We start from the raw sequence: 16,812 nt of genomic DNA, 5'->3' as shown, positions 1-16,812 counted from the left end.
GGTTTGATTGCCAACTTTACGTGTGGAAGGTCTGGACTGTGTGCACAAACTACAAAGCGCCAAACGACGATCCGGGCATCAACGAGCTGAAGATTGGAATCGGCGACCTTTTTCGCCGCGATCCGTGGGACGTCGACGTATGGCCCGACTATCGTGCTCCGGCGGTATTGGCGAACGGACGAGGCTCGGTCGTTGTCGCGGGCGTGTACGGCTTCGTCCCGAAGTTCCTGCAGAAAGACCGGATCAAACAGGACGGCAAGAAAGCGCCGAAGGCGTCAACCTACAACGCTCGCGGCGAGGAAGTCGGTGAAAAGTCCATGTACAAAAAGGCGTGGCGCGAAGGCAGGCGGTGCCTGATTCCCGCGCTCTGGGTCGTCGAGCCGTCGTACCCGAATGCGCACCGCAACGCCAAGGGCGTGTGGGTCAACGGGCCGTGTACCTGGCAGCGCATTGGCCTAACCGACTGGCGGCCGTTTTGCGTACCGGGCATCTGGCAGGCAAACGAGACCAAGGACGGGACGGTGATCGGTATCTCGATGCTCACGCTCAACGGCGCGGAACACGCGATCTGGAACCGCATGCACCGGCCGATCGACGAGAAGCGCGGCGTCGCGTTCCTGCATCCGGCCGACTATGACGAATGGCTGCACACGAAGAATGTCGACGTCGCCCGCGCGATGCTACAGCTGTATCCGGCCGACGAGATGATCGCAGAGCCAAAGTAACGTTGGCCGATAGTGGTGCGGGAGCTACATACGTTGATGTATTCACCGAATGCTACCGATAACCCTATAGACACTAGATTCTGTCCTAGATAATCTGGTCAGGAGTAAGTGACCGTTTTTTGGAGACTGGCATGTTCCCCCATTTGTATAACGCGAGGAAGGCGTTGGACGCGACCGCGTACCTGATGAATCAGGCAGGGGGTGCTATGCGTCTTACTGTCCTGGAGCGGTTGCTGTACTTGGCGGAGCGAGAATCGTTCAAGAGTTCTGGTCTCCCATTAACTGGTGATAACTTGGTCTCTTTCGAGAATGGGCCGGCGCTGTGGCACACGCATCAGCGCTTGGTTGGCGAGGTTCCCGATTGGAGGTCCTTGATGTCGAACTTGCCCGATCGATATGTCGCTATGCGGCAGAAATTAATGCCTGAGAAGTGGGAGCCCTACTTCGAGCGACATACGGTGCTGAGTAGGGCGGACGTCAACGTTTTGCAGTCCGTGTGGGGTGACTATGGCGAGTTACCTGTTCCGCGCTTAATTGAGGCTGTGCAAAGTGAATGCAAGGAATGGGACCCTGCATCAGATGAGACAACCATTTCCCATAAGCAACTTTTCCGTGCCCTTGAGTTCTCTCCTGCGGAAATTGAAGGGGTCTTGATTCAGTTGGAAGAGATTGATAGTCTCAATCAACTCACCGCCGAGAGCGCATCTTGAGTACGCCGGCGGCTCAACCACTGCCGTACCCCGGTCTTGCATTCCACAAAATGACTGGTTCGCAGCCACACCTCCATGTGGTGCTCAGCAATCCAATTGCGGTTGTCAACAAGGGTAAGCGCCCTTGCGTTGTTGTGGTGAATTTTTCGTCGATAAAGGGCACCCGATTCGACGATCTTACCTGCGTTTTTTCGCCCCAAGACCATCGGTATTTCAGGCACAAGAGCTTCGTTTTCTATGCGATGGCCGATGTGGAGTTTGCTGACGCGGTAATGCAGAACGTGAGTACTGGAATTTGGCCGCAGGATGCCGATTTCACTGCGGGGCAAATCTCACGCATCAAGGCCGGCTTACTGGTTTCGCAGGCAACGCCGACCTACATAAGCAGTCTTCCGATCTAGTTGGTCACCGCTTGAATTTGGCGACTGATCAAAACACGCAACCAAAAAAGCAAAAGCCCGCTGCTTGCGGGCTTTTTTGCGTGCTACAGATTTGCTACAGCAGGGGGCGGGAGCCTTGCTGGATAAGCCTTGCGCTTATCATTCCGTCCCCTGAACTACGGGGAGAGCCATATCCGGGGGAATCGCGCGAAAAATCGCGAACCGGACGGCGGTGTGGACAGCGCGCAGAGTATAGCAAACGCTCGGCGCATCGGCGGTGGAATGCGCGCCGATGCGCGTATCGCGCGATCCGTCGCGATCAGAAATCGACGACGACGAAATCGTCCTTGCCCACGTCGCACAGCGGGCACCGCCAGTCGGCGGGAATATCGGCGAAACGGGTGCCGGGCGCGATGCCCTCGTCGGGCAACCCTTCCGCTTCGTTGTAGACCCACCCGCAAATCAGGCAGACCCAGCTCTGGTATTCGATGACTTCGCTCATGTAGCGCTCAGGATAATGAAAACTCGGTAATGCCGTCCGCGGCCTGGACGGCGGACGAAAGGCGCAATGGTACCGGAATTTCGCCGAACGCCTCCGTAACGTCGTTTTAAACGTACGCATCGCGAACAACGGACGCCGTCGCGTGCGACGGGCGTGCAGTGTATGCTTCGTGGGCCTTTCAATCTGAAGGAGGAAACGATGCTCAACAGTAAGTGGATCGCGGGTGCGGTATGTGTCGCGGCACTGGCCATGTCGACGGTTGCGCACGCCGAGGCGCGGGTGTTCTTCGTCGAGCCGAAGGACGGTGCGACGGTGTCGAGCCCCGTGCACGTGAAGTTCGGTCTCGAAGGCATGGGCCTCAAGCCGGCCGGCGACATGACGCCGGATACGGGCCATCATCACCTGCTGATCGACGGCAAGCCGCTGCCGAAGGGCGACGTGATCCCGGCGACCGACCATTCGCTGCACTTCGGCAAGGGCCAGACCGAAACCGACGTGAAGCTGCCGCCGGGCTCGCACACGCTGACGCTGCAGTTCGGTGACGGCGCGCACCGTTCGTACGGCCCCGAAATGAGCTCGACGATCACGATCAACGTTAAGTAATTGCGCGTCCCGCGTGCGGGCGCCCGATGCGCCTAGCGCGGGTGGGCTGATCGGCCGGTATCCGGCACCGGAAACCGGCCGCCGGCCGCGTACGGCAATTCATCGCATCGCCCCAATGCGGTTCGCTGGTCGCCGCCGGCTTACCGTCAAAAAGCCCGTTCGCCGGCCTAGTCCGTCCGGCCATGCCGGTAGCGGCGCCCGCGACCGGTACAATGGGCGCTTCCGACTCCTCTCTTCGCCGTCTCCCCATGTCGCTCTACTCCATTACCGGCGCGCAGCTCGCGTTCGGTCACGTCGCGTTGCTCGATCACGCGGATTTCTCGCTGGAAGCCGGCGAGCGCGTTGGCCTGATCGGCCGCAACGGCGCGGGCAAGTCGTCGCTGCTGAAGATCGTCGCGGAGCTCGCGAAGCCCGACGACGGGCTGGTCACGCGCCAGCAGGAACTCGTGACCGTCTATGTGCCGCAGGAGCCCGAATTCGAACCGGGCGCGACGGTATTCGACGCGGTTGCGTCGGGGCTCACGCACACGCGCGAACTGCTCGAAGAATACGATTCGATCGCGCACCGCCTCGCGGATATACCGGAAGGCGCCGAGCACGATGCGCTGCTCGCGCGGATGAACGCGCTGCAGTCGTCGCTCGATACGCATGACGCATGGAGCTGGCGCACGCGCGTGTCGATGACGCTCGCGCAGATCGGTCTCGCCGACGTCGACGCACGCGTCGACGCGCTGTCGGGCGGGATGCAGAAGCGCGTCGCGCTGGCGCGCGCGCTGGTGCTGCAGCCCGACGTGCTGCTGCTCGACGAACCGACCAACCACCTCGACTTCGACGGCATCCGCTGGCTGGAAGAACTGCTCGTCGCGCAGCGCGCGGGCCTGCTGTTCATCACGCACGATCGCGCGTTCCTCGACCGCGTCGCGACGCGCATCGTCGAGCTCGATCGCGGCCGGCTGCTGTCGTATCCGGGCAATTTTTCCGCGTACCAGACGCGCAAGGCGCAGCAGCTCGAAGTCGAGCGCGTGGAAAACGACAAGTTCGACAAGTTGCTCGCGCAGGAAGAAGTGTGGATCCGCAAGGGCGTCGAGGCACGCCGCACGCGCAGCGTCGGCCGCATCGCGCGGCTCGAGCAGATGCGTCACGATCGCGCGGAGCGCCGCAATTCGCAGGGCAACGTGAGGCTCGACGTCGCGCAGGGCGAGAAGTCCGGCAAGATCGTCGCGGAGCTGACCGACGTGACGAAGCGCTACGGCGGCCGCACGGTCGTCGACCGTTTCTCGACGACGGTCATGCGCGGCGACAAGATCGGCTTCGTCGGCCCGAACGGTGCGGGCAAGACCACGCTGCTCAAGCTGATCCTCGGCGCACTGAAGCCCGACGAAGGCACGGTGCGCACCGGCACGAACCTGCAGGTCGCGTATTTCGACCAGATGCGCGCACAGCTCGATCAAGACAAGAGCCTCGCGGATACCATCAGCCCGGGCAGCGAGTGGGTCGAGATCGGCGGCGTGCGCAAGCACGTGATGAGCTATCTCGGCGACTTCCTGTTCGCGCCGGAACGTGCGCGTTCGCCGGTGAAGTCGCTGTCGGGCGGCGAGCGCAACCGGCTGCTGCTCGCGCGTCTGTTCGCGCGTCCGGCCAACGTGCTGGTGCTCGACGAACCAACCAACGATCTCGACATCCCGACGCTCGAACTGCTCGAGGAACTGCTGGCCGACTACGACGGCACGGTGCTGCTCGTCAGCCACGATCGCGCGTTCCTCGACAACGTCGTGACGTCGGTGATCGCGTCCGAGGGCGACGGCGAGTGGCGCGAATATGTCGGCGGCTTCACCGACTGGCAGATCCAGAGCGAGCGCTCGGAGCAGCTCGCGCAGCAGGAAGCGGCGAAGCGCGCGGTGAAGGAAGCGGCGCCGGTCAAGGAAGAACCGGCGAAGAGCGCCGCGGGCCGCAACGCGCAGCGCACGGTGAAGCTGTCGTTCAACGAGCAGCGCGAACTCGATTCGCTGCCGGAGAAGATCGCCGCGCTCGAAGAGGAGCAGAAGACGATCAATGCACGGCTCGAGGACGGCTCGATTTTCGCGAAGGAGCCGCAGGAAGGCACGCGCCTGACCGAGCGGTTCGCGGCGATCGACGACGAATTGCTCGCCGCGCTCGAACGGTGGGAAACGCTCGAGGCGAAGCGCAAGCCTGCGTGATGCGCCGCACGGCCGGCAGCGGCCGCGCGACGATCTCGTGATGGGTGTGCCACGCGGAACCAGTAGAATACCGCGCGTCCCGGGCCGCGCAGCGCACGCCGCGCGCCCGCTTTCGGAGCAGTCCAAGCACACCGTTGTTTCGATTCGCTTTTTTACGGAACTCAACGTTTTGTCCACGACGTTATCCACACGAGGTGTGGACAACGTCCCGATGAATGACGAAATTCAGCGCCTATGTCAACGAAGAAACCCAGCGCGACCTATAGCGAAGCATCGATCAAGGTGCTCAAGGGTCTCGAGCCGGTCAAGCAGCGGCCCGGCATGTACACCCGTACCGAGAATCCGCTGCACATCATCCAGGAAGTCATCGACAACGCGTCCGACGAGGCGCTCGGCGGCTACGGCAAGCAGATCATCGTCACGCTGCATATCGATCAGTCGGTATCGGTCGAGGACGACGGTCGCGGCATTCCGTTCGGCATGCACCCGGAAGAAGGCGTGCCGGTCGTCGAGATCGTGTTCACGCGCCTGCATGCGGGCGGCAAGTTCGACAAGGCCGCGGGCGGCGCATACACGTTCTCGGGCGGCCTGCACGGCGTCGGCGTGTCGGTGACGAACGCGCTCGCGACGCGCCTCGACGTGTCGGTCTGGCGCGACGGCAAGATCGCCGAGCTCGGCTTTGCCGAAGGCGATGTCGTCAAGCCGCTCACGATGCAAGGCGCGGGTCGCGGCGAGAAGAAATCCGGCACGCGCGTGCAGGTGTGGCCGAATCCGAAGTACTTCGATTCGCCGAACCTGCCGCTCGGCGAGCTGCAGCGCCTGCTGCGCTCGAAGGCGGTGCTGCTGCCGGGCGTCGAGGTCGTGTTCGTTAACGAAAAGACGGGCGAGCGCCAGACGTGGAAGTATGAAGACGGTCTGCGCGGCTACCTGCTCGACGAAATGAACGGCAGCGAGCTGCTGATCCCGCTGTTTGAAGGCGAGCGTTTCGCTGATTCGCGTTCGGGCGACGATACCTTCGCCGAAGGCGAGGGCGCATCGTGGGTTGTCGCATGGAGCGAGGAAGGCTCCCTGGTGCGCGAGTCGTACGTGAACCTGATCCCGACGCCGGCCGGCGGCACGCACGAGTCGGGGCTGCGCGACGGCCTGTACCAGGCCGTGAAGAGTTTCGTCGAGCTGCACAACCTGCAGCCGAAGGGCGTGAAGCTGCTCGCGGAAGACGTGTTCGCGCGCGTGTCGTTCGTGTTGTCTGCGAAGGTGCTCGATCCGCAATTCCAGGGGCAGATCAAGGAGCGCCTGAACAGCCGCGACGCGGTGAAGCTGGTGTCGTCGTTCTCGCGCCCGGCGCTCGAACTGTGGCTGAACCAGCACGTCGAGCACGGCAAGAAGCTCGCCGAGTTGGTGATCAAGCAGGCGCAGGCGCGCACGCGCGCCGGCCAGAAGGTCGAGAAGCGCAAGAGCTCGGGCGTCGCGGTGCTGCCCGGCAAGCTGACCGACTGCGAGACCGAGGATATCGAGCGTAACGAGCTGTTCCTCGTCGAGGGCGACTCGGCGGGCGGCTCCGCGAAGATGGGCCGCGACAAGGAGTACCAGGCGATCCTGCCGCTGCGCGGCAAGGTGCTGAATACCTGGGAAACCGAGCGCGACCGCCTGTTCGCGAACAATGAGGTGCACGACATCTCGGTCGCGATCGGTGTCGATCCGCACAGCCCGGATGACATCGTCGACCTGTCGAACCTGCGCTACGGCAAGATCTGCATCCTGTCGGACGCGGACGTCGACGGCTCGCACATCCAGGTGCTGTTGCTCACGCTGTTCTTCAAGCATTTCCCGCAGCTGATCGAACGCGGCCACGTGTGCGTCGCGCGGCCGCCGCTGTTTCGCGTCGACGCGCCGGCGCGCGGCAAGAAGGCTGCGCAGAAGCTGTACGCGCTCGACGACGGCGAACTGGAAGCGATTCTCGACAAGCTGCGCAAGGACGGCGTGCGCGAGACGCAGTGGAGCATCAGCCGCTTCAAGGGTCTCGGCGAAATGAGCGCCGAGCAGCTGTGGGACACGACGATGAACCCCGATACGCGCCGCCTGATGCCGGTGAAGCTCGGCGAGCTCGATTACGAGGCGACCGTCGCGCGGATGACGATGCTGATGGGCAAGGGCGAGGCAGCCGCGCGACGCGGCTGGCTCGAGGAAAAGGGCAACGACGTCGAAGCGGACATCTAAGCCACGAGCCCGCGCGGCCGGGCATGACGCCCGGCCCGGCCTCTCGCCACTTACGAATACGGAATTCAGATGGACGACAACACTTCCGATCTCTTCGCCGCGTCCGACGCACCCGATGCGGAGGCGCTGACGCTCGGCAATTACGCAGAGCAGGCGTATCTCAGCTATGCGGTCAGCGTAGTGAAGAGCCGCGCGCTGCCCGACGTATGCGACGGCCAGAAGCCGGTGCAGCGCCGGATTCTGTTCGCGATGAACGAAATGGGCCTTGGCCCGGATGCGAAGCCGGTGAAGTCGGCGCGCGTCGTCGGCGACGTGCTCGGTAAATACCACCCGCACGGCGACCAGTCGGCATACGACGCGCTCGTGCGTCTCGCGCAGAATTTCTCGCTGCGTTACCCGCTGATCGACGGGCAGGGCAACTTCGGCTCGCGCGACGGCGACGGCGCGGCGGCGATGCGTTACACCGAAGCGCGCCTCACACCGATCGCGAAGCTGCTGCTCGACGAGATCGACCAGGGCACGGTCGACTTCATGCCGAACTACGACGGTTCGTTCGAGGAGCCGAAGACGCTGCCGAGCCGCATGCCGTTCGTGCTGCTGAACGGCGCGTCGGGCATCGCGGTCGGCCTGGCTACCGAAATCCCGTCGCACAACCTGCGCGAAGTCGCAGCGGCGGCGGTCACGCTGATCCGCAATCCGAAGCTCACGCATGCCGAGCTGATGAACCTGATCCCGGGCCCGGATTTCCCGGGCGGCGGCCAGATCATCTCGAGCGACACCGAAATCGCGGCGGCGTACGAAACGGGCCGCGGCAGCCTGAAAGTGCGCGCGCGCTGGAAGATCGAGGATCTCGCGCGCGGCCAGTGGCAGCTCGTCGTGACCGAGCTGCCGCCGAGCACGTCGGGCCAGAAGGTGCTCGAGGAAATCGAGGAACTGACCAACCCGAAGCTCAAGCTCGGCAAGAAGACGCTGACGCCCGAGCAGCTCAACACGAAGAAGGCGATGCTCGACCTGCTCGACGCGGTGCGCGACGAGTCGGGCAAGGAAGCGGCGGTGCGGCTGGTGTTCGAGCCGAAGTCGCGCACGATCGACCAGACGGAATTCGTGAACACGCTGCTCGCGTACACGAGCCTCGAATCGAACGCGACGCTGAACCTCGTGATGATCGGCGCCGACGGTCGGCCGGGCCAGAAGGGGCTGCTGACGATCCTCGACGAATGGGTGAAGTTCCGCCAGCTGACGATGACGCGACGCACGCGCCATCGTCTCGGCAAGGTCGACGATCGCATCCACATCCTCGAAGGGCGGATGATCGTCTTCCTGAACATCGACGAGGTGATCCGCATCATCCGCGAGTCGGACGAGCCGAAGGCGGCGCTGATGAGCGCGTTCGGTCTCAGCGACCGGCAGGCCGAGGACATTCTCGAAATCCGCCTGCGTCAGCTCGCGCGGCTCGAGAAGATCAAGATCGAGAAGGAACTCGAAACGCTGCGCGACGAGAAAGCGAAGCTCGAGGAACTGCTGGCGAACGAAAGCGCGATGAAGCGGCTGATGATCAAGGAGATCGAGGCCGACGCGAAGCTGTACGGCGACGAACGCCGCACGCTGATCCAGCAGGAAAAGCGCGCGACGTTCGAAGCGAAGGTGGTCGACGAGCCGGTGACGGTCGTCGTATCGCAGAAGGGCTGGGTGCGTGCGCTGAAGGGCCACGGGCTCGACCCGGCCGGCTTCACGTTCAAGGCCGGCGACCACCTGTACGCGGCGTTCCAGTGCCGCACGCCGGACCGGCTGATCGCATGGGGCAGCAGCGGCCGCGTGTACTCGGTCGACGTGTCGGTGCTGCCGGGCGGGCGCGGCGACGGCGTGCCGGTCACGTCGCTGATCGAGCTCGAATCGGGCTCGCACCTGATGCACTACTACGCGGCGCCGGCCGACCAGCAACTGCTGCTCGCATCGAGCAACGGCTTCGGCTTCCTCGCGAAGGTCGGCGACATGGTGAGCCGCGTGAAGGCCGGCAAGGCGTTCATGACGATCGATGCGGGCGCGGTGCCGCTCGCGCCGATGCCGGTGCTGCCGAACGCGACGCAGATCGCGTGCCTGTCGAGCGGCGGCCGGCTGCTCGTGTTCGGGATGGACGAGATGAAGACGCTGTCCGGCGGCGGCCGCGGCGTGATCCTGATGGCGCTCGACGACAAGGAAACGCTCGTGCAGGCGCTCGCGATCGATCCGGCAGGCGTCGTGCTGATCGGCACCGGTCGCGGCGGCAAGGCGCAGGACGAGACGCTGTCGTATGCGGGGCTCGCGCCGCACCTCGGCAAGCGCGCACGCAAGGGCCGCGCGCCGGATACGAAGCTCAAGGTCGTCAGCGAGCTGCGTCCGCTGCTCGGCTGACGCCGGGCGCGATCGTCCGGTTCGGCCGCGATCGAAGGCCGCACCTCCGCTTCGGCGGGCGTGCGGCCTTTTCTTTTGGACCGGGGATTCGGGTAAGCAGGCGTGGCGCTGTCATGCGGAACTTGCAAAATATTGTGAAATCGCGCGTGGGGCCTGAACCGCGCGGCGACAGGCAGGTCGAACGTCGCTTGATGCCGCGTGTGACGCGGCCGTTCGCTGCACCCAACCCACCACAGGATTGCCCTCATGTCCCACGCTGTTGCCGTCGCGCTGTTTCTTCATCTGCTGGCCGTCGCCGTGTGGGTGGGCGGGATGGTCTTCGCGAACTTCTGCCTGCGTCCGGCGCTGTCCGACCTGTCGCCGCAGCTCCGGCTGCCGCTGATCGAAGGCGTGTTCGGCCGCTTCTTCAACTGGGTGTCGGGTTCCGTGATCGTGATCCTGCTGTCCGGCGGCTTCCTGCTCATGGAATTCGGCGGCGCACACGCGACGTGGTCGCTGCACGCGATGGCCGGGCTCGGCGTCGTGATGATGCTGATCTTCGGGCACATCCGGTTCGCGCTGTTCCCGCGCATCCGTCGTGCGGTGCAGGCGCAGAACTGGCCGGACGGCGCGCGCGCGGTGAACGCGGTGCGCCTGCTCGTCATCGTCAACCTCGTGCTCGGTGTCGTCACGGTCGGCGCGGCCGTGCTGTCGCGCGGCTTCTGACCTTCCGGCGCCGGCCGGCGCCAACCGCGGGCGCCTCGGCATGCGCCGCTATGCGGCCAGCATTGCGTCGAGCAGCCATGAGCCGGCCGGGCCGAGCGGCCGGTTGCGCGACCATACGGCATCCACCCGCACGCGGCGCGGCCAGCCGCGTGCGCGCAGCTCGCACAGGCGATCGCGCGCGAAGTGCTCGACCATCCAGCGCGGTAGCTCCGCCCAGCCGAACCCGAGCACGGCCATCTCCAGCAGCATCAGGTAGCTCGGCGCCAGCCAGTGCTGCGTGCCGACGACGATCCGGTCATCGGCGCTGCGGCCTTCCGTTTTCACGTAGGTATTGAGGCGCAGTTCGCGCACGTCGCGCAGCGCCGCGTGCGGCACTTCCGTCTCGCCGTACCCGGCGAGCGCGTGCGTGCGTCCGACGAACAACCCGATCTCCGATTCCTCCGCCACCGTCGCCGCGCCGATATCGGCCGGGTAGGCCGCGCGCGCGGCCATCAGCCCGAGCTGCGCGCGGCCCTGCTGGATCAGGTCGAGCACGTCCTCGTGCTCGGCGATCTGACATTCGAGCTCGAGTGCCGGAAAGCGCCGTTCGAGCGCCATCAAGGTTTCCTCGTAGCGCTTCGACTGGTACGTATCGGACACGACGAGCGTCAACCGCGCTTCCTCGCCACCCGCAAGCCGCGCGGCCGTGCGGTCGATCGCCGCGCCGGCCTCGAGCGCGCGCTGCACCTGCGGCAGCAGCGCGCGCCCGGCGTCGGTCAGCGTCGGCGCGCGCGTCGAGCGGTCGAACAACTGCACGCCGAGATCGATCTCGAGGTTCGCGATCGCCTCCGACACGGTCGACTGGCGCTTGCCGAGCTTGCGCGCGGCGGCCGTGAACGAGCCGAGCAGCGCGGCTTCGGCGAACGCGAGCAGGGCTTCCGGGGCGTGGCGCATGCGGCGCTCCTGACTGTGTTATATCGGTAAAGCCGATGATATCAAACTGGATTCATACGGTTACGCCGATCAAAATAGCCGACATGAATGAAGTACACGAATCGGAGGGAATCATGAAACAGATCAACAAAACGGTGACGGAACGACTGCTGCATGCGCTGACGTTCGAGCTGGTCGCGATCGCGCTGTGCGCGCCGATCGGCGCGTGGCTGCTCGACATGCCGGTGTCGCACGTCGGCGTGCTGACGGTGATGGTGTCGCTGATCGCGATGGCGTGGAACATGGTCTTCAACACGCTGTTCGACCGCTTCGAGCGGCGCGCGGGACTGTCGCGTACGCTCGGCATGCGAATCGCGCACGCGCTCATGTTCGAGCTCGGCCTCGTCGCGATGGTGGTGCCGGTTGCCGCGTGGTGGCTGAACGTGGGGCTCGTCGAGGCGCTGCTGCTCGACCTCGGCATCGTGCTGTTCTTCCTGCCCTACACGTTCTGCTTCAACCTCGCGTACGACGCGCTGCGCACCCGCTGGATGGCACGCCGGGTCGCGATGCAGGCAGGTTGAGGACGGTCAAGGCAGATTGAACCCGGCGGGGCCGCCGCCCGTCAGTGCGCGGCGGCCCATAGCCACACGCCGCACACAATCGCGACCGCACCATAGACGGCATAGACGGGCACCTTGAGGCGCGCGAAGCACAGCGTCGCGAAGGCGCCCGTCAGCCAGTAAACGGGGTCGGCCGGCTCGCGATGCAGGATCTTCACGACGGCGACGACGAGAAAACCCGTCGTCGCCGCGCGCAGCAGGCGCATCCCGTGCTCGAAGCGCGAATGGCGCTTGAGCCGGAACAGATGCTTCTGCGCAAACACGACGAGACAACCCGACGGAATGAACAGCGCGGCCGTTGCGAGCAGCGCGCCGACCCAGCCGTCGGTCAGGTAGCCGAGAAACGGCACGACGTTCAGCAGCGGCCCCGGCGCCACGGGCGACAGCGCGAACGCCAGCGTGAAGTCGTGATCGGAGATGCCCGTTGCTGGCGAGACGAACAGCGTCTTGAGCACGGGCAGCGCGGAAAAGCCGCCGCCGAACAGCGTCATGCCGGCGCCCGCGAGGCGCGGCCACAGCAGCTGCGCCTGGTAATCGCCCGGCAGCGGCACCGCGAACAGCACGACGAGCACGCCGAGCAGCACGAGCAGGTTGCGGTCGCGTCTCGACAGCGCGAAATCAACCGTGTCGCGTTGCGACGGCCCCGTCAGCCAGCCCGCTGCAAACGCAGAGAAAAGAATTCCGACGAAAGCGGCCGGACTATGCGCGAAAGCGAGCAGAATCGTCGACAGCGCGGCGATCACCTGTTCGAGCCGCGTGCGCGCGAGCGAGCGCAACTGCTTGATCCACGTGACGCCGATCAGCGCAGCGAGCACCATCCCGAAGTGATTGATCAGCATCGGCGCGGCAAGCGAGCGCACGAGCGGCGTGCGATAGAAGATCGCGAACAGCGTCATCAATAGGGAGAACGGCAGCACGCTCGCGATGCCGGCGACCCATGCGCCGGCGCGGCCGTGCAGCGTCTGGCCGACCTGCACCGCAACATTGCAGCCGACGGGGCCCGGCACGAGCCATGCGAGTGCGACGAAATCACCGAATACGTGCGGCTCGATGCGCTGCAGCCGCTCTACGTAGAGTCGTTCGAGTTGCGCCATCATCGAAAGCCCGCCCCACGAGACCGCCGAAATGGCGGCGATGGCCTTGAACAAGGCCCACAGGGATGCCTGTGCCTGTTCGACACGAGCGGGCGCTTCGACTTCGACGGTTGTCATGATTGTGCTGGTGGCGCAGGGCCTGATCTTTCGCGTGTGGAGGTGCCGGCGGCCCGCCGATACGTTGGCCCTCCCAATTGTCCGCCGCGTGCCGTGACACGGCCATGCGCGAAAACGCTAGTTGATGAACCAAACGATCGGATCGGAAACCGAAACAATTGCGGCGGCGCGCAAGTCGCGCCACGGCCGTGGTGCGCTCAGGCGCCGGTGCTGCCCGTCGCGCGGTGTGCGATGACGTGCGGGTGGTCGCCACGCACGCCGAAGCGCGCGATCAGCGCGGGAATCGCATCGGCCGGCACCGGGTGCGAGAACAGGAAGCCCTGCGCCTCGATCTCGCCGAGCGCGGCCAGCCACGTGATCTGTTCTTCGGTTTCCGTACCTTCGACGACGACGGTCAGGCCGAGCGAGCGCGCGAGATGCACGATCGACGACACCATCACGCACACGCTGCGATCGTTCGGGATCGCCTGCACGAACGAGCGGTCGACCTTCAGCGTGTCGACGGAGAAGCGGTGCAGGTACGACAGCGACGAATAGCCGGTGCCGAAATCGTCGAGCGCGATCCGGATGCCGAGCTTCTTCAGCGCGACGATCTTCTCGGACACGAGTTCCGGATATTCCATCATCGCGGTTTCGGTGATCTCGAGTTCGAGCCGGTTCGCGTCGATGCCGGTTTCCTGCAGCGTGCGCGAGATCGTCTCGATCAGGTCGCCGCGCCAGAACTGCACGGGCGAGATGTTGACCGCGAGGGTCAGCGTGTCGTGGCCCTCGTCGCGCCAGCGTGCGATCTGCTCGCACGCGGTGCGGATCACGAAGTCGCCGATCGGCACGATCAGGCCCGTCGATTCGGCGATCGAAATGAATTCGTTCGCGGAGATGACCCCGTGCTCGGGGTGATCCCAGCGTGCGAGCGCTTCGAAGCCGGTGATATAGCGGTGCGTGAGGTCGATCTTCGGCTGGTACGCGAGGAACAGCTGCTCCTCGGCGAGCGCGACGCGCAATTGCTGTTCCCAGCGCATCAGGTGGTCGGCACGGTGCGACAGGTGCGGCGCATAGAACTGGTAGCAGTTCTTGCCGGCGTCCTTCGCGCTGTACATCGCGAGGTCGGCCTTCTTCAGCAGGTCGATCTCGCTTTCGTTCGCGACGGTATGCAGCGCGATGCCGATGCTCGCATGCAGCACGAACGAGCTGCCGCGCACGTCGAACGGTTCGCCGAACATCCGGATGATCGCTTCCGCGAGCCGCACCGCGCGCCGCTCGACGTCGTCGCCCTTCATCACGACGACGAACTCGTCGCCGCCGATGCGCGCGAGCGAACCTTCGTCGCCGACCGCATCGGACAGGCGCGACGCGGTCATCTGCAGCACGATGTCGCCGGCGTTGTGGCCGAGCGTGTCGTTGACGGTCTTGAAGTTGTCGAGATCGATGAACAGCAGGCCGAGCCGCGACAGGCTCGTCGGCATCGACACGTCGTTGCGCAGCCCGCGCAGCGTCGCATAGCGGTTCGCGAGGCCGGTGAGCAGGTCGTATTCCGCGAGCTGCGTCATTTCACGCTCGCGGCCGAGCAGCTTGCCGATCAGGCCCGTCGCGACGCCGAAGAACGCGAGCATCGCGAGCGTGATGAAGCTCGTCATCAGCAGGTAGACGTTGCGCGTGTGGGAGTAATCCGCGAATTCTTCCGTCTGCGACAGCCCGACCATCACCGCGAGCGGGTAGCCGTCGAGGTGGCGGTACGACACGATGCGCGTCACGCCGTCGATCGGGTCGATGATCGTGCCCGTCACGCGCTCGGCGATCGGGTAGACGCCCGATGCCGAAAACGCGCCCGGCGCGTTGCTGAGCGAGCCCGTGCGCCGCGCGAGCACGGTGCCCGTGTCGGACACGACCGCGATCACGCCTTCCTTGCCGATCGCCGCGTTGTTGTAGAAGTCGTTCGTGAAGTAGCTCGGGTCTTCCGACACGACCACGATGCCCGCGAAGCTGCCGTCCGGGTTGTTCAGGCGCCGCGTCATCTGCAGCGTCCAGTGGCTCGACACGCGGCCGAGCACGGGCTTGCTGATGAAGAGGCGGTCGTCGTTGTGCGAGAGGTGAACCTTGAAGTGCTCCCGATCGGACAGGTTGATCGGCAGTGGATGAAGCTCGGCGGTGTTCGCGAACAGGATGCCCTTCGCGTTGACGAGCGATACCTGGATCAGCGTGTCGCTCGGCACGACGCCTTTCTCGACGGCGCTCGCGAGGTTGAAGCGCGACGGCGACTTCTCGAACTCGAACTTCACGAAGCGGGTGATCTGATCGACCTGGTGGATCGCCTTGACCGTATGCTGCTCGAGCGCGGAGGACAGGATCGCCGCGGACGCCGCCGCCTCCTTGTACGCGCTGTCCTTCTCCACCGACAGACGCGCGATGATCACCGCCCACAGCAGCGCAAGCGCCAGCATCCCGAGCAGCGGGATCGCGAACAGCGCGCGCCGGCGCGATTTGCGCGGCGCGCGCAGCGGCCGGGTCGGCGGTGTGTGGTTGGACCGGGCGGAGCTCATCGAAAAGGGCGGCGTCCTGCTCGCGTGCGCCATCCGTCGGGATGGCCGGCTATGGTTGGGGTCGCCCCGGCGTCTGTTCGTCCGCGGGATGCGTAATCATGGACAGACCTCCGAAACGACGGATTAGGCCCGATATTACTGGCTGGAAGGTTTTTGCGATAGTTAGGCGAATCGAAGGGGCGCCGGACGGGCCGGCGCCATCGCACATCGCGAAATGTCAGGCAGGCGACCGGAACGTGCCGTCGACGACCGTGACGGCGTGGCCGCCGATCCACGTCGTGCCGTCTTCGTCGTAGCTGACGAAGATACGGCCGTCGCGGCCGATCGCCGTGCCCTGGCGGGCCGTGTACGACGTGCCGGGGCGGCGCTGCTGGCGGGTCAGCAGCCCGGCCAGCGCGGCGTTCGCGCTGCCCGTGACGGGGTCCTCGCCGATGCCGAAGGCTTCACCCGTCATCAGACAGCGGATTTCGAACGTCGCGGGGCCGCCTTCGGCGTGCGGCGCGTAGGCCGCGAGGCCGTGCGTGCCGTAGCGGTGCGTGAGCGCCGCCAGCGCGGCCGGATCGGGCGACAGGCCGACGCACGCGTCGGCCGACGTCAGCCGCACGACGAGCCACGGCGCGCCGTTGTCGACCGCGCACGGTTCGGCATCCGGATCGATCGCGTCGCTCCGCAACGCGGCAGCCAGCGCCGCGTAGTCCGAACGGTCGAGCGGCGTGACGCGCGCCGGCGGCGCGGCGAACGCCCAGCCGTCGGCCTGCTCGCGCAGCGCGACCCGGCCGACCCCGCACTGCTGGATCAGCCGGCCCGGCGTGCGCGGCCGCGCGCCGCTTTCCAGGAACGCGTGCGCGGTGCCGAGCGTCGGATGGCCGGCGAACGGCAGCTCGCCGCCTGTCGTGAAGATCCGCACGCGGTAGTCTGCTTCCGGATCGGTCGGCGTGCAGACGAACGTCGTTTCCGACAGGTTGGTCCAGCGGGCGATCGCGAGCATGTCGTCGTCGCCGAGCGAATCGGCGTCGAACACCACGGCGAGCGGGTTGCCCTTGAACGGCGCCGACGTGAACACGTCGACCTGCTTGAAGCGGACGAGATGACCGGGCATCG

At 65.4% G+C, this 16,812-nt stretch carries 14 protein-coding genes; 9 read left to right on the top strand and 5 right to left on the bottom strand.

All coding sequences use genetic code 11. The annotated features are described in order from the left end of the window. Positions 1-20: 20 nt before the first annotated feature. The 3 genes from CUJ89_RS13105 to CUJ89_RS13095 all read left to right on the top strand — a co-directional run bounded on the left by CUJ89_RS13105 (position 21) and on the right by CUJ89_RS13095 (position 1,836). Positions 21-725: an SOS response-associated peptidase family protein gene (locus tag CUJ89_RS13105; protein ID WP_321970374.1), complete on the top strand. Its 705-nt coding sequence runs from the start codon at positions 21-23 to the stop codon at positions 723-725. Between the two features lie 131 nt (positions 726-856). Next, entirely contained in the window at positions 857-1,435 is a 579-nt protein-coding gene (locus CUJ89_RS13100; RefSeq protein ID WP_114177689.1) for a Panacea domain-containing protein, read from the top strand. Next, positions 1,432-1,836, top strand: coding sequence for a hypothetical protein (locus CUJ89_RS13095; RefSeq protein ID WP_152036617.1), 405 nt, complete (start codon positions 1,432-1,434; stop codon positions 1,834-1,836). The genes CUJ89_RS13100 and CUJ89_RS13095 overlap by 4 nt, the downstream gene beginning before the upstream one ends. A 298-nt stretch (positions 1,837-2,134) precedes the next feature. Here CUJ89_RS13095 and CUJ89_RS13090 read toward each other — a convergent pair whose 3' ends face one another. Continuing rightward, the gene (locus tag CUJ89_RS13090) at positions 2,135-2,317 is read right to left on the bottom strand and encodes a rubredoxin (protein ID WP_114177687.1); all 183 of its coding nucleotides are present in this window, start codon (positions 2,315-2,317) and stop codon (positions 2,135-2,137) included. A gap of 198 nt (positions 2,318-2,515) precedes the next feature. On the opposite strand from CUJ89_RS13090, the gene CUJ89_RS13085 reads away from it, so the two are divergent. From CUJ89_RS13085 to CUJ89_RS13060, 5 genes are all read left to right on the top strand, one after another. After that, entirely contained in the window at positions 2,516-2,920 is a 405-nt protein-coding gene (locus CUJ89_RS13085; RefSeq protein WP_114177686.1) for a DUF4399 domain-containing protein, read from the top strand. A gap of 248 nt (positions 2,921-3,168) precedes the next feature. Continuing rightward, entirely contained in the window at positions 3,169-5,118 is a 1,950-nt protein-coding gene (locus tag CUJ89_RS13075) for an ATP-binding cassette domain-containing protein (RefSeq protein ID WP_114177685.1), read from the top strand. A 234-nt stretch (positions 5,119-5,352) separates the two neighbouring features. Further along, positions 5,353-7,335, top strand: a complete 1,983-nt coding sequence (gene parE, locus CUJ89_RS13070; RefSeq protein WP_114177684.1) for a DNA topoisomerase IV subunit B — start codon at positions 5,353-5,355, stop codon at positions 7,333-7,335. 69 nt (positions 7,336-7,404) lie between these two features. After that, the gene (parC, locus tag CUJ89_RS13065) at positions 7,405-9,726 is read left to right on the top strand and encodes a DNA topoisomerase IV subunit A (RefSeq protein WP_114177683.1); all 2,322 of its coding nucleotides are present in this window, start codon (positions 7,405-7,407) and stop codon (positions 9,724-9,726) included. Positions 9,727-9,972: 246 nt separating this feature from the next. Next, a complete protein-coding gene (locus CUJ89_RS13060; protein WP_114177682.1) occupies positions 9,973-10,431 on the top strand; it encodes a CopD family protein in 459 nt (152 codons plus the stop codon). Positions 10,432-10,479: 48 nt separating this feature from the next. Here CUJ89_RS13060 and CUJ89_RS13055 read toward each other — a convergent pair whose 3' ends face one another. Then, positions 10,480-11,364, bottom strand: coding sequence for a LysR family transcriptional regulator (locus CUJ89_RS13055; RefSeq protein ID WP_114177681.1), 885 nt, complete (start codon positions 11,362-11,364; stop codon positions 10,480-10,482). A 113-nt stretch (positions 11,365-11,477) separates the two neighbouring features. On the opposite strand from CUJ89_RS13055, the gene CUJ89_RS13050 reads away from it, so the two are divergent. Next, positions 11,478-11,924 (top strand): multidrug/biocide efflux PACE transporter, encoded by a 447-nt coding sequence (locus tag CUJ89_RS13050; RefSeq protein WP_114177680.1) that lies wholly within the window; start codon positions 11,478-11,480, stop codon positions 11,922-11,924. Between the two features lie 41 nt (positions 11,925-11,965). On the opposite strand, the gene CUJ89_RS13045 is transcribed toward CUJ89_RS13050, so the two are convergent. The 3 genes from CUJ89_RS13045 to CUJ89_RS13030 all read right to left on the bottom strand — a co-directional run bounded on the left by CUJ89_RS13045 (position 11,966) and on the right by CUJ89_RS13030 (position 16,810). Then, entirely contained in the window at positions 11,966-13,174 is a 1,209-nt protein-coding gene (locus tag CUJ89_RS13045; RefSeq protein ID WP_114177679.1) for a chromate transporter, read from the bottom strand. 197 nt (positions 13,175-13,371) lie between these two features. After that, entirely contained in the window at positions 13,372-15,711 is a 2,340-nt protein-coding gene (locus tag CUJ89_RS13040) for an EAL domain-containing protein (RefSeq protein ID WP_114178602.1), read from the bottom strand. Between the two features lie 217 nt (positions 15,712-15,928). Beyond that, complete coding sequence (locus tag CUJ89_RS13030) at positions 15,929-16,810, bottom strand: PhzF family phenazine biosynthesis protein (RefSeq protein ID WP_114177678.1); 882 nt, start codon at positions 16,808-16,810, stop codon at positions 15,929-15,931. Between the last annotated feature and the right edge of the window lie 2 nt (positions 16,811-16,812).

The sequence above is a fragment of the Burkholderia pyrrocinia genome, assembly GCF_003330765.1.
GTDB classification, from domain to species: domain Bacteria; phylum Pseudomonadota; class Gammaproteobacteria; order Burkholderiales; family Burkholderiaceae; genus Burkholderia; species Burkholderia pyrrocinia_B.
This window is presented reverse-complemented; position numbering and strand designations above follow the sequence as displayed.

Coding starts and splice junctions, on each gene's coding strand:
- CUJ89_RS13100 (WP_114177689.1), top strand. CDS start 857: ATGTTCCCCCATTTGTATAACGCGAGGAAGGCGTTGGACGCGACCGCG.
- CUJ89_RS13090 (WP_114177687.1), bottom strand. CDS start 2,317: ATGAGCGAAGTCATCGAATACCAGAGCTGGGTCTGCCTGATTTGCGGG.
- CUJ89_RS13085 (WP_114177686.1), top strand. CDS start 2,516: ATGCTCAACAGTAAGTGGATCGCGGGTGCGGTATGTGTCGCGGCACTG.
- CUJ89_RS13075 (WP_114177685.1), top strand. CDS start 3,169: ATGTCGCTCTACTCCATTACCGGCGCGCAGCTCGCGTTCGGTCACGTC.
- parE (WP_114177684.1), top strand. CDS start 5,353: ATGTCAACGAAGAAACCCAGCGCGACCTATAGCGAAGCATCGATCAAG.
- parC (WP_114177683.1), top strand. CDS start 7,405: ATGGACGACAACACTTCCGATCTCTTCGCCGCGTCCGACGCACCCGAT.
- CUJ89_RS13060 (WP_114177682.1), top strand. CDS start 9,973: ATGTCCCACGCTGTTGCCGTCGCGCTGTTTCTTCATCTGCTGGCCGTC.
- CUJ89_RS13055 (WP_114177681.1), bottom strand. CDS start 11,364: ATGCGCCACGCCCCGGAAGCCCTGCTCGCGTTCGCCGAAGCCGCGCTG.
- CUJ89_RS13050 (WP_114177680.1), top strand. CDS start 11,478: ATGAAACAGATCAACAAAACGGTGACGGAACGACTGCTGCATGCGCTG.
- CUJ89_RS13045 (WP_114177679.1), bottom strand. CDS start 13,174: ATGACAACCGTCGAAGTCGAAGCGCCCGCTCGTGTCGAACAGGCACAG.
- CUJ89_RS13040 (WP_114178602.1), bottom strand. CDS start 15,711: ATGAGCTCCGCCCGGTCCAACCACACACCGCCGACCCGGCCGCTGCGC.
- CUJ89_RS13030 (WP_114177678.1), bottom strand. CDS start 16,810: ATGCCCGGTCATCTCGTCCGCTTCAAGCAGGTCGACGTGTTCACGTCG.